We start from the raw sequence: 13,445 nt of genomic DNA, 5'->3' as shown, positions 1-13,445 counted from the left end.
AGCCTTAACGGGACAGTTCTCGAATCGTTTTGTGGATGATTTAAAGATATCGAAAGGGCAAAATTATTAAGTTTTAGAAAAAGAAATAACCAACAGATACTTGAAATACTCCGTTTTTATTTTTACTGGAAGAACCCTCTAAATTATTAATATCAGTTAATCCCAGATTATATCTTGCGCCAAAATTAAGTCCGTTGTCAAGTTTATAGCCTAAGCCAAAATTAGCACCAAAATCAAAAGTATTAAACGAATCTTTTACATCTGTCTTTTCATTTTTAGCAGCAAGTAAAAAACCTATTTGCGGTCCGGCTTCAACACTCAATCCTTTTGTTAAATAATATTTTCCCATTAAAGGAATGTTCAGATAACTTAAGGCGATTGTATTATTATTGAAACTATATCCCTGACCAGAATACATTAATTCAGGTTGAAAAGAAAATTTATCGGAAACTGGAATTTCTGATAAAACACCAAAATTAAATGATGTTACGACATCAATAGCTTTTGTATTATCTCCGCTGATAGATGCAAAGTTTAAACCTCCTTTGGCGCCAAATTTAATTTTTTGGGCATTAACATTTGTAAATCCTAAAACTGTAACAACAGCTAGTAGCAAAATTTTTTTCATAAAAAGTGATTTGAATTATTTAAATGCAAAATTCACATAAGAAAAATTAAAAAAGGTTTCAAAAGCTTAAAATTGTATAAATTGGTACTTATTTGCTGGTGTTTTTATATTCATTTGGTGTCTGACCAGTAACTTTTTTAAAGGTTTTATAAAAAGTCGTTTTTGAAGTAAACCCAGATTCTAATCCCATCGTCAACAAATTATAGTTTTCATATTCAGAATTTGAGATCATTTCCTTGACAGCTTCAACCCGGTATTGATTAATGTAATTGGCAAAGTTATCTCCTGTTATCGTGTTTACGATTTGTGACACATATCCAGTGCTTATGCCTAGTTTTTCAGCGACTTTTTCTCTGTTTAATGTACTGTCAGTATAAATGTGCTGATCTTTGCAAAGAAGTTCTAGTTTTTGAAAATAAAGATTATCTGCCGTGATAGATTCTCTATATTCTTCTGGTGTATTATTTTCTACAATTTGCAGATTGGTATACGAAATAGATAAATCTTTATTTAGAAAATTGTAGATAGCATCTTTGTTTTTGGCCAGTTTGTATTTGTAAATGCCTATATAAGCTGTCCAGTGAATTATGAATGTTGCAGATAAAGCCAGGACACTCATAGTAGAAGAAATGTCATATTGAAAAAATAAGTCGGCTAGACAGGTAATAAGCCAAGCAAATAAGAATGAAGAAACAATTGTTAATAAGGATATTATCCATTTTTTTTCCTGTGAATTTTTTATATGTCTTATCATAAAATAAGAGTAAAGCGACAGGAATGGGATGAATGTAACGGCTAAAATAAGATGTATTAGACCAAGTATATTGATTAGATTGAGGCCTGACTGCGGAATAGTATAAATTCCTGCAACATAATCAAGATCTTGTGTAATATTAAGGAGAGCGGAATAGGCAAATGGAATAAAATACAAATAACCTTTTTGTTTGCTTTTTACAGGATCATCAATCCGGTTTATAATAAACAGGAATAGGAAAGCAGGTATTAGGAATACCCACTCGACGTGGTCAATAAAGCGTAGAAAAGGATAGGGAGTAAATGCTTCTTCAATCTCGAAAACATGATTCAGTAAAATAATTGAAAGTGTAAATAGTAAGTATGCCAGATGTTTATTTGAATTACTATTGAATAAGGAAGACTTCAAAATAATTAAGCCTAAGACTATTCCCTGAAAAATCGCAATATTTAAAAGTGTTGTATAAATCAATTTTTTAATATAAAAGTTGTTTTTAAGATTTGTTTTGGGATATCATGGTAATTAGTTGTTTTTTTTAAAACATAACTTATTTCATACGAATTGATAAGGCGAATTTATAGTAATAGTGGTGACTTTTCTTAAGGGATTAAGAAATGATTAACTAAAATGATTTATTAATTTGTATAAAAAAATAACTTAGGGATTTTTTTAAAGAGTCTGATTTGTAAAGCTGTTACAAAAATATTTCTGGATTTCTAACGGTTGCAATACTACTGTATAAGGCCGGATTTGTTCAGTTTTAAGGAATTGAAACTTTAGCTGTTTTTTCTGCCTATTTTTTTGACGATGCAAATCAACTTAATCATTTGAAATTTATATGAAATTAAATTGTTTGTTTTTTACTGTTAAGATTTTGTCTGCGGTATCTGAATCTGAGTAAATTTTGAAGTGGTTCTTCTCAGGAAATATGTAGTTTGTTAGAAAGAGTGAAATATATATAATAAAAAAAGCTCCAGATTTCTCTGAAGCTTTTCTAGTAGCGAGTAATCTTGAAAAATCTAACGAATTTCTTGAAGATTATTATAAAATTGTTAGTGTTAATGACGATCTTTAAATAAGTGAATTTTTAACTTGTTGACGAATATCCTATGACATGAAATTAGAAGGAGTTTTGTGAAAAAAGGCAGTTAGTTTTTTTGTTTAAATGATGCTCTGTGCTATTTGTGAATTAAAATGTTAGTTTCATTATTTTTGTATGCAGTTAATGTATGTCGTCTACAGAATTTAGTAAAGTTGAAGGCCTAGTAGGAAAATCGATGGGCTATTTATTTTATAGTTTCGTTAGAGTTGGCAAGTAAATCGGTGTAGATATCAATTAGCCTTCTTCATAAATATTGCTATACCATCTCTTTTAGGAGAGATGTCTTTTTTGCAACTTTATACATTATTGTATAAATAATTGTTTACTGCTTGATAACTCCTTCACGTTATCCTTAAGAGTTGTCTAATTAAGATACTTTGATATGGAAGTATGTACTTTATGTTTTTAGTAATTGCTTTTTACTGAATATAGTTTTCCCGTATCCAAATAGTAATAATAAAAATACCTTAACTTTATCTTTCATTGTAGAACGCAGAATCGAAAAAGCTTTTGTTATCTGTGCCTCTACAGTTTTAATAGATATATTAAGATGTTCTGCTATTTCTATATTAGTTAAGCCTTCTTGTTTGCTTAAGATAAAAACTTCTTTGCATTTTGGGGGGAGATTTTGAATTTCTTTTTTTACAACTATAATTATCTGATCTAGAGATTCTGAATTATCATCATGAATAATTTCATTTAAAGCATCGAAGTATGTTTTTTCAAGTTTAATAAGAGATTGTTTTTTACGATATTGGTCAATGAATTCATTGTATACTGATTTGTATAAGAAGCTTTTGATTGAATGATCTGGCTTTAATCTACTACTTTGTTCCCATGTTCTCAAAAAAACATTTTGAACAATATCTTCCGCATTATAAATGTTTTTCACAAGACTATTAGCATAAACACAAAGCTTATGATGATACATTTCTAAAAGATAGACATATGCATTTTCATCTCCCTTTTTAAGGCATTCAATTAAGATATCATTGTCTTTATAAAGTTGGCATTTCATTTCACAAATAAATGAATTATTAATTAAAAATTAATCTAAATTTAAAAAAAAAACATCTAATCCTTAGGGTTTTAGTTTTTTACTTCGTAATAATCATAGGAATAGCTTAAAATAGCAAGGATAAAGTACTTTGTTTAAAAAAAAGAAAACATATTATGGAGAAGACTGTTGAAAAAATTAAATGCCTTATTATTGGTTCTGGTAAAGAAGCGTATTTGTCAGTAATATATGCTGCCATAGCTAAAATGAATCCCGTTTTCTATCCGTTTAAGGACGAAACTTGTCTAGTTAATAATATTCAAGAAAGTGATTTTTTAAATTACAATAAGGGAATTTTGGAGTCTCAAATAATAATTCAATTACAAAATGAAGCAAAACGTTTTGACGCTCAAATCCGAGATGGCTTGGTTACAAAAGTTAATTTCTCTGATGATGTTCGCAAAGTTTGGATAAATAATAATATTGAGTTGCATTGTGATACTGTGATTATTTCAACAGCACTATCCCCTAAATATTTAGAATTACCATCAGAGCAATATTATTTAAAAAAAGGTATTGGTGTTTCAACATGTGTTGTGTGTCATGGATTTTTTTACAGAAATCAAGAAGTTGTAATAATGGGAACCGGAGATTCTGCTTGTGAGGAAGCACTTTATTTGTCTCTTCTTTGTAAAAAAGTGACCTTATTGGTAAAAAGTATTAGGATTAGAGCTTCAAAAAATTTGATAAGAAGGATTCGCAAAGCCGAAAACATTACTCTTTTAAAGTACCATGAAATACTTGAAGTCTTAGGAGATGGTGAAGTGGTAACTGGAGTTAAAGCTAGAAATAAAATTACGATGAAAATTTTTGATATTCCTGCTACTGGCTTCTTTTTGTCTATGGGTCATGAACCCAATACTACTATTTTTAAAGAGTATTTGGCTCTAGATAAAAATGGTTATATTGTTACTATTTCCAGTTCTTCTAAAACAAATATCAATGGAGTCTTTGTCGCTAGAGGCACTATTGATCATGTTTGTTGTAAATCTATCACTCCAAAAAACACAGGAAGTATTGCGGTAATAGATGCAGAACGTTATTTGGCCAAAAAAGGCTAAAGTCAATTGAAGTAAAAGTTTTTAATTTTTACAGACTAATTATTTTTCTTTGGCTTAACAATTCAAGTTTTAACATTTATCAGAATCAAAAAAAGTTTAAAAAAATTGTTAGGGTTTTGTTTTTTAGATTCGTAATACTAATAAAGAGACATCATGACCGTGAAAAAATCAGAACTGTTAATTGTGAAATTTATTACAAATCACGCCAGTCAAGGAGAGATTGAAATTCTTTCGCAATGGCTTGAAGATTTGGAAAATCAAAAAGCGTTTAAGGATTTTGTCAAAATTAATTATGCGATTGATTATACAATGAATTCGTTTGATTCAGTCGAGACTAAAAAACAATTATTACAAAAAATTAATCAAGATAAAAGCATTTTCTATAGACGAAGATTACAATCGTATTTTAAATATGCGGCACTAGCTGTTTTGTTTATTGGGCTAGTGTTTGTATTTAAAAATGGAAGTTTTTTTGAACAAGAAAAGGGTGTGTTAATTCCGAAAGAAGGAGTAATTACATTAAAGTTAGCAGATGGAAGTTTACAAATCATTAATCCTTCTAATTCTAAAAACATTACCGATAAATTTGGTAAAGTAATGGGCAAACAAGACAAGAGTAGAATTAGTTACTCTGATGCCAATGCCTCTGGTAGTTTGGTTTATAATACATTAAAAATACCGTACGGGAAACGTTTCGAATTAGAATTATCAGACGGAACTATTGTTCATTTGAACTCAGGAACTTCATTAACATATCCTATCAGATTTTTAAAAAATCAAAACAGACAAGTCTTATTAACTGGAGAGGCCTTTTTTGAAGTTGCCAAAGATAAAAAACATCCTTTTACAGTAAATGCCCAAGAACTGAATGTTGAAGTTTTAGGTACCACCTTTAATGTAAGTTCATATACTGATGATCCTGTTATTGATGTTGTTCTTGTTGAAGGTAAAGTAGGTCTTTACAAAGAAGTGAAAACAAGAGATGGGATGGTAAAATTAACCGCTGGCTTGAAAGGATCAAATATAAAAGGACGAGAAACTATTACTACAGAGAGTGTAAATACTAGAGCTTACACAGCTTGGGTACAGGGTAATTTAGTTTTTAAAAATGTATCATTTGATGCTATTATTAAAAAGTTAGAGCGTCATTATAATGTAGCTTTTATAAATAAAAATAAAACTTTAGGAAAGGAAATTTTTAATGCCAGTTTTAAGGGAGAATCTATAGAGGAAGTTTTGGCTTATTTTAGTGATAGTTATGCTATTGATTATACAATAAAAGATAATAAAATTATAATTAAATAAAAATATAAAAATGATGCCTATGTTTTAAAAAATTAAAGAAAGAACAGTTTGTCCTTACTTAATAAAAAAAACCGGAAAATGCGTCAACATTTCCCGGCATATAAAAGTGATAAGCTAATTAAACTAACCACAATTAAAAACATTTAAAAGTATGAAAAAACTCTTGAACCCAACCAGGTTTGATAAACCTTTTTTTAAATTCGATTTAAAAATGAAATTAACTGCCTTATTTTTATTGACCACATTGTTTGGAATGTATGCCAACGACTCCTATTCACAAAAAAAGAAACTTTCTTTGAATGTGAATAATATGGTAGTCTCAGCAGTCATTGAAAAAATAGAAATAGCAACTGATTTTCAGTTTGTTTATAATATTAAATCAGTGAATTTAGACCGTACTATTAGTATTAAAGTAAAAGACGAGAAAATAGAGTCGGTATTAAATACAATTTTTAAAGGTACTAATACTGGTTACAAAATAACGGGGACTCACATTGTTTTAATGGCTAGAAAGGAACCTACTAGTTTAAAACATCCTATTTCGCAACCAATGAAAGTTAGCAGTGTTACTGGAAAAATAACTGACAATAATGGAAATCCTTTGGTTGGAGCCTCAGTTATGGATAAAGCAACAGGAATTGGAGTGATAACCGATTCTAATGGTGAATATGCTCTTAACGTTGATCAAAGCAATATACTAATTTTTTCCTTTTTAGGATTTAAAACTTTGGAAATTGCTATAAATGGGCGTCCTATTATTAATGTTATAATGCAAGAGGATGAAATTTCTCTACAGGATGTTGTAGTGAATGCGGGGTATTACAATGTTAAAGAAAAAGAACGAACGGGTAGTATTTCCAAAATCACATCAAAGGACATAGAAAAACAGCCTGTAACGAATGTGCTTGCTGCTATGCAGGGCAGGATGGCCGGGGTGAGTATTACGCAGACTACAGGAGTACCAGGAGGGGGATTTGATATCCAGATACGAGGACTGAACAGTGTACGAACTAATGGCAACAACCCTCTTTTTATTATCGACGGAGTGCCTTATTCTACTGATCCGATAGGAAGTGGACAGGCATCTCCAGTACTGCCCGGACAACCAAGCCCGCTGAACAGCATCAATCCCGAACAGATTGAGAGCATAGAAGTATTGAAGGATGCCGATGCTACGGCCATATACGGTTCTCGAGGTGCCAACGGTGTTGTGTTGATTACCACCAAGAAAGGCAAGAGGGGTGGGACGCAATTTACCGCCAATGTTTCAAAAGGTGTGGGGAGCGTTACTCGATTTATGGATCTGTTGAATACCCAACAGTATCTTGCGATGCGTGAACAAGCCTTTGCGAATGACGGCATCAGTCCTTTACCTGACCGTGCATATGATGTGAACGGCACTTGGGACAGGAACCGCTATACAGACTGGCAGGAAACACTGCTAGGAAACACTAGTGAAATCACCACGCTATCTTCTTCCGTTTCGGGAGGTTCACAAGGTACACAGTATCTTGCAAGTGGAAGCTTCAACAAACAGACGACAGTGTTTCCTGGTGATTTCAATTACAAGAAAGCCAATTTTAACCTGAATGTAAACCATGAGTCTGAAAACAAACGCTTCCGTTCGATCTTCACGGTAGGCTATACGATACAGCATAATCTTCAACCCCGTGACGATTTGATGACCTCGGCTTTGGCACTAGCACCCAACGCACCTGCACTCTACAAAGAAGACGGAAGCCTGAACTGGGAAAATAGCACATGGATCAATCCGTTGAGCAGTCTTGAAGGCGAATATGAGGCAAAAACCTATGACCTGATTGCCAATTCAGTATTATCGTACCAGATCAGTAAAAATTTTGAAATTAAGTCGAATTTTGGTTATACCTCCACCGATAACAATGAAACTGCTGCATTGCCCTCCACACAGTATGATCCCGCCTACGGCTTGGGAGCAGCCTATTCGTCTTTGAAAGTCGGAACTATGTCCCGCAAATCATGGATTATTGAACCGCAGCTTAATTACAAAGAGCAGTTTGGAAAAATGGGCTTGGATGTATTAGTAGGAAGCAGCTTTCAATCTCAACAAGGAAGAATGAGGGATGACCTTGGACAAGGTTTCTCAAGTAACAGCCTTATCTATAACCTTGCCTCAGCCTCGGTAAAAAGCATTTTGCTGAGCCAAGAGCAGGAGTACCGTTATGCGGCCCTTTTTGGAAGGATAAACCTTAATTGGAACAGCAAGTATATAGTGAACCTGACGGGAAGACGTGACGGCTCCAGCCGATTTGGACCCGGGAAGCAGTTTGCTACCTTTGGTGCGATAGGTGGAGCGTGGCTTTTTTCGCGTGAAGATCTGTTGAAGGATAACAAAATACTAAGCTTTGGAAAGATCAGGGCAAGCTATGGCGTGACAGGAAGTGACCAGATTGGTGATTACCAATATCTAGATACCTATGGTTCTACCGGTAGTAACTACGGAGGTATCATAGGGCTGGAGCCTACAAGACTCTTTAACCCCGCGTTTGGATGGGAAACCAACCGAAAATTGGAGGCTGCGGTGGAAGCAGGGTTTTTAAACGACCGCATTTTTATTACGGCTGGTTATTACAAGAATCGCTCCTCGAACCAACTGGCAGGAATGCCACTGCCGGGAACAACGGGATTCTCCTCGATACAATCTAATCTGGCCGCTACGGTGGAGAATAAAGGATTTGAATTGACTTTGAGAACTGTTAACGTACAGACCCAAGATTTCAATTGGACAAGTAACCTGAATATAACTGTTTCGCGCAACAAGCTGGTTGCATTTCCAGACCTTGAATCCTCGACCTACAAAAACATTTATTCTATTGGAGAACCCTTAAATATCAAAAAGGTGTATCAATTTACTGGAGTCGATCCTGCAACGGGACTCTATACTTTTGCGGACCGAGATGGAGACGGAAAAATTACCTTTAGCGGTGATCGAACGCTGGTAAAGGATTTTAATCCTAAATTTTTTGGAGGCTTTCAAAATAGTTTCCGCTATAAAAAACTACAATTGGATTTTTTATTCCAGTTTGTGAAGCAGGAGAATTACAACGCTACCGCCTTTTTTGCCCCTGCAGGAATGCTATCGCAACAACCAACAACGGTTCTTGACAGTTGGAAAAAGCCGGGGGACATCGCCTCGCACCAAATGTATACTACGGGAGCGAATGGTGAGGCGGCTAATGCGGCAAGCCGATATGCCAGCAGTGATGCGGCAATCAGTGATGCATCGTATATACGGTTGAAAAACATTTCACTTTCGTATGATCTTCCTCTCCAATTAAAGGATATGCGTTGCAAAGTATTTGTCGAGGGACAGAACCTGTTGACTTTTACAAAGTATGCAGGTGCTGATCCAGAATTCAAATCGGCAGGTTATCTACCACCACTGCGTGTCCTTAGTGCAGGGCTCCAAATCACCTTTTAACTTAAATCTTATGAAAATGAAAAAATATAGTAAGAATATTTGTTCAGGGCTTCCAATACATGCCTGTAGAAATTCCCTTTTTTTATCACTATATGTGCTTGTGCTTGTCTTGTTGCTGCATAGTTGCGACTCCTTTGTTGAAGTTGACCTTCCAAGTGACCAGCTTATTGCCAATGGAGTCTTTGAAGAAAAGTCGACTGCCACCGCTGCGATGACAGAAGTTTATGCGAAAATAAGAGGAGCCGGATTATTGACCGGTTCTGCCGACGGTCTTTCGGTTGCACTGGGCAACTATAGTGATGAGCTTGATTTTTATGGTGAATCCTATCTTAGTACCTTATCGTATTACAATAATTCGCTAACCGCTGCAAATATTGATGTAAAAAGCTTGTGGGACAGTAGCTATAATCAAATTTATTCCGTGAATGCGATTATAGAAGGAGTAGAGCACTCAAAGACACTTCCACAGGAATACAAGGATCAACTAAAGGGAGAAGCGCTCTTTGTGCGAAGCTTGATCCATTTTTACCTTGCCAATGTTTTTGGAGGTGTGCCTTATGTAAGCACGACGGATTATAAGACGAATAGCAATGTTGCAAGAAATGCTGTAGCTGACGTTTATGCGAAAGCAAAAGCTGATTTAGAAACAGCCATTCTACTGTTGCCTGAAAACTATGTTGTGGCAGACCGAACACGTCCCAATAAATACACGGCTCAGGCTTTACTCGCCCGTGTAGCGCTTTATGAGGGATCATGGGATGAAGCATCAAACGCTGCATCTGCCGTGCTGAATAATACGGAACTGTATGCATTTGAAAGCGATCTTTCGAAAATTTTTCTCAATAGCAGTACCACTACTGTATGGCAACTAAGTCCTGAAAATGCAGGTGGCAACACCTATGAAGGTGCCACTTTTATTTTTACTGGCGGAACACCTCCGCTTTCGGCTATCAGCATGGGATTAATGTCGGGTTTTGAGCCGGGCGACCTTCGTAAAGCTGCATGGACCAAAGCAGTGACAAACGGAAGCCAGACTTGGTATCATCCCTATAAATACAAACAAAAGGAAAATACATCCACCTCCATGGAATTTTCCATCATTTTCAGAACCGGTGAACTTTACCTAATCAGGGCGGAAGCCAGGGCTAGGGCAGGTGACCTGATTGGAGCCAAGGAAGATTTGAATATCATTCGCAATACTGCAGGACTTGTTGATACAAATGCCATTTCGCAGGATGAAATCCTGCAGGCTATCTTGCGGGAAAGAAGGATCGAACTGTTTACCGAATTTGGTCATCGCTTCTTTGACCTGAAACGATTTGGAGTTATTGATCCGGTACTTTCGGCTGTAAAACCCGGCTGGGATAGCAATGACGCCTTGTTTCCAATTCCGGAAACGGAAATAGGTTTAAACCCGAATTTGGAACCTCAAAATCCAGGATACTGATGGTGCCCGTCTATAACATTAAAAATTTCATCTTTATTAGTTTAATTTGTTTTCTTTCTGCCTGCCCGGTTTTCGGGCAGGTCAAGAAAGTAAAGCTATTGACAGAGGATGACTATGGTAAGTGGAGCCAAATGATCCGGGAGGGTATCTCTGATAATGGCAATTGGGTGCAGAACCAGCTTGTCTATGATTCAGGGAATGATACGTTGTTTGTAAGGAATACGAAAGGCAAAGAGGTTTTGGCTGTTGCAAAAGGGTATGATGGACAATTTTTTAACGACAACTCGTTTGTTTATATGCTTCCTTATAAAAGAATAGGAATTTCAAACCTAATGAATGCGAAGGAAAAAAATATTGAAGGTGTTGCTAGTTATCAGATTGCGGGCAAGGGAGGTTTTCTGTTACTTACTTCCAATGAAGAAGACGGAACAACAACCATAAAGGTATTAGATTCAGATTGTACGGTGATCGAAATCATAAAAAGTGTCAGTTCCTCTATGATTAGTCCAGATCGCAATTCATTGGTATATTGCCATAATGACGGTGGAAATAAGAAAGTAACATTGCTGGTCTTTTTGGATCATAAAGTTCAAAAGAAGACAATAGCGTCAGGCAACTATGCGTATTTCAATCCAGTCTGGCAGCCGAACAGCAATGCCGTAGCTTTCTTAGGGCAGCCAATCCTAAAAACTGGTTCATCGGGGCCTGAAGTTATTTTCTATACCGTGCACGAACAGAAAAGTTACAGTTTCAGTATGACAGAAAACAGTTCTCTTAAAGGATTTGATTTCAATGGTAATAGGAGTTCTTCTCTTATTGTTTCGGATGACGGGATGCGGGTCTTTTTTACGCTAAAGGATCAAGAGGAAAGGAGTAATAAGGTAAGTACATCAGATGTTGAAGTATGGAATGCATCAGATTCAAACGTGTATCCACATCTAAAGCAATCTGGTAGACAGGGTGTTAATAAAATGGGTGTTTGGGAACCTCTTAGCGGCAGGATAATGGTTGCCGGTAGAGGAAAACAGGATATTTATATGCTTAATGGAGATCAGCAGTATGCTATTACTAAAGATATATTTCCTTATTTACCCAGTGACAAGGAAAGGCCTGAAGCAGACTATTATGTTACCAATCTGCTTAGTGGAGAAGTCTCTCTTTTTTTACATCAGGTACCTTTCGAAAATGCTGCTTTGGTATTTTCGCCAAATGGAAAATCAGTCGCCTATTTTAGGGAAAACGAATGGAAAGTGTACAATTTTGCTAACAAGACCCATATTACGATGCCATCTGCACTACCACTTGCTTACGAAGCAGATTTTAGTGCACCAAGAAGTCCTTACGGATTTGCAGGCTGGACTGCCGATGGCAATAGGTTACTGTTGTTTGACCAATTTGACCTCTGGTCGTTTTCAATAGATGGTACAGAGAGCAAACGACTGACAAGGGGAAGGGAAGAGGGAATCATTTTTCGTGTTGCTGACATTGGCAATGTTAGGCCAATAGACGAGCTTTGGTTTGTAGAAACAGGAAATGAGATTGATACTGCCAGTACTATTCTATTGGATGCTCATAGCGAAGACAACGATAAGAGTGGTTATGCCGTTTTGTCTCCAAGTGGAAAATTAAGCATCAAGACTTTTACGGATAAGAAACTAAGCGGACTTAAAAAAGCAAAAAATAAGAATATCTTTCTTTACAGGCAGGAAGATTATGATTTGCCACCACAAATTGTGGTTGTCTCTGGGGATAAATGGAAAGATGCGGTTATTTTTAAAAGCAATCCTCAACACAGTCAATATCCATGGGGGCATTCCGAGTTAATTTCCTATCAAAATAAGGCAGGGGAGTCTTTGCAAGGGGTTTTATTCTATCCTTTTGACTATCAGCCTGAAAAAAAATACCCAATGGTGGTGCGGATTTATCAAAAACAAGGGAACTCTCTGCATACCTACATTGTTCCCTCCTTGTATAATACAACGGGCTACAATACTTCAAATTTGACAAGCCAAGGATACTTTGTACTGCATCCCGATATCAATTATACCATTGGTGATCCGGGTGTTTCAGCGGTAGATTGTGTGATTGCTGCCACCAATGCTGTTATTTCAAAGGGGTGTATTGATCCTGCAAGAATAGGTCTGATTGGTCAATCCTTTGGAGGTTATGAAACTTTTTTCATTGCTTCGCAAACGCAATTATTTGCGACCGCTATAGCTGGTGCTGGCATTTCCGATATGGGCAGTTTTTATCTTTCAATGGGATGGAATTACAAGACACCTGATGCCTGGCGTTTTGAACACCAGCAGTTTCGCATGGGGAAGACCCTTTTTGAAGATGCTGAAGGATATAGGAGAAATTCGGCTATTACATTTGCCCGTGATTTTTCAAGCCCGATTTTGTCGTGGACTGGGGATTCTGATACGCAAGTCAATCCAGAACAAAGCATGATCTTTTATATGGCCATGAGGAGATTGAAAAAGAATCATGTTATGCTGAGGTATCCCAAAGAAGGCCATGTTATTTTGGATATGGTTCGTCAGGCTGACCTGAGTTCAAAAATTATGGATTGGTTTAATCATTATCTTAAAGATTGTCCCAAACCAGTCTGGAGTAGTCCGGAATAGAGTT

At 35.9% G+C, this 13,445-nt stretch carries 8 protein-coding genes; 5 read left to right on the top strand and 3 right to left on the bottom strand.

Translation table 11 applies throughout. The features are described from left to right. Positions 1-73 precede the first annotated feature (73 nt). From E0I26_RS12305 to E0I26_RS12295, 3 genes are all read right to left on the bottom strand, one after another. Positions 74-628, bottom strand: coding sequence for a porin family protein (locus E0I26_RS12305; RefSeq protein WP_131916765.1), 555 nt, complete (start codon positions 626-628; stop codon positions 74-76). Positions 629-716: 88 nt separating this feature from the next. Beyond that, on the bottom strand, positions 717-1,853 hold the full coding sequence (locus E0I26_RS12300; protein ID WP_131916764.1) for a helix-turn-helix domain-containing protein: 1,137 nt from the start codon (positions 1,851-1,853) through the stop codon (positions 717-719). Between the two features lie 1,028 nt (positions 1,854-2,881). After that, complete coding sequence (locus tag E0I26_RS12295) at positions 2,882-3,502, bottom strand: RNA polymerase sigma factor (protein ID WP_131916763.1); 621 nt, start codon at positions 3,500-3,502, stop codon at positions 2,882-2,884. A gap of 155 nt (positions 3,503-3,657) precedes the next feature. Between E0I26_RS12295 and E0I26_RS12290 the strand changes: the two genes are divergently transcribed. From E0I26_RS12290 to E0I26_RS12270, 5 genes are all read left to right on the top strand, one after another. Then, positions 3,658-4,602, top strand: coding sequence for an NAD(P)/FAD-dependent oxidoreductase (locus E0I26_RS12290; protein ID WP_131916762.1), 945 nt, complete (start codon positions 3,658-3,660; stop codon positions 4,600-4,602). Positions 4,603-4,761: 159 nt separating this feature from the next. After that, a complete protein-coding gene (locus tag E0I26_RS12285; protein WP_165929447.1) occupies positions 4,762-5,907 on the top strand; it encodes a FecR family protein in 1,146 nt (381 codons plus the stop codon). 151 nt (positions 5,908-6,058) lie between these two features. Then, complete coding sequence (locus E0I26_RS12280) at positions 6,059-9,367, top strand: SusC/RagA family TonB-linked outer membrane protein (RefSeq protein ID WP_165929446.1); 3,309 nt, start codon at positions 6,059-6,061, stop codon at positions 9,365-9,367. Then, on the top strand, positions 9,282-10,814 hold the full coding sequence (locus E0I26_RS12275; protein ID WP_317126124.1) for a RagB/SusD family nutrient uptake outer membrane protein: 1,533 nt from the start codon (positions 9,282-9,284) through the stop codon (positions 10,812-10,814). The genes E0I26_RS12280 and E0I26_RS12275 overlap by 86 nt, the downstream gene beginning before the upstream one ends. Continuing rightward, positions 10,814-13,441, top strand: a complete 2,628-nt coding sequence (locus tag E0I26_RS12270) for a S9 family peptidase (RefSeq protein ID WP_131916759.1) — start codon at positions 10,814-10,816, stop codon at positions 13,439-13,441. Before E0I26_RS12275 ends, E0I26_RS12270 begins: the two co-directional genes overlap by 1 nt. Positions 13,442-13,445: the final 4 nt, after the last annotated feature.

Source organism: Flavobacterium rhamnosiphilum, assembly GCF_004349195.1.
Taxonomy (GTDB): Bacteria; Bacteroidota; Bacteroidia; order Flavobacteriales; family Flavobacteriaceae; genus Flavobacterium; species Flavobacterium rhamnosiphilum.
Note: the sequence above shows the minus strand (reverse complement) of the source record. Positions and strands in the feature narration are given on the sequence as shown.

Excerpts from the sequence above, each read along its gene's own strand:
- E0I26_RS12305 (WP_131916765.1), bottom strand. The coding sequence starts at position 628 with ATGAAAAAAATTTTGCTACTAGCTGTTGTTACAGTTTTAGGATTTACA.
- E0I26_RS12295 (WP_131916763.1), bottom strand. The coding sequence starts at position 3,502 with ATGAAATGCCAACTTTATAAAGACAATGATATCTTAATTGAATGCCTT.
- E0I26_RS12290 (WP_131916762.1), top strand. The coding sequence starts at position 3,658 with ATGGAGAAGACTGTTGAAAAAATTAAATGCCTTATTATTGGTTCTGGT.
- E0I26_RS12280 (WP_165929446.1), top strand. The coding sequence starts at position 6,059 with ATGAAAAAACTCTTGAACCCAACCAGGTTTGATAAACCTTTTTTTAAA.
- E0I26_RS12275 (WP_317126124.1), top strand. The coding sequence starts at position 9,282 with ATGCAGGTGCTGATCCAGAATTCAAATCGGCAGGTTATCTACCACCAC.
- E0I26_RS12270 (WP_131916759.1), top strand. The coding sequence starts at position 10,814 with ATGGTGCCCGTCTATAACATTAAAAATTTCATCTTTATTAGTTTAATT.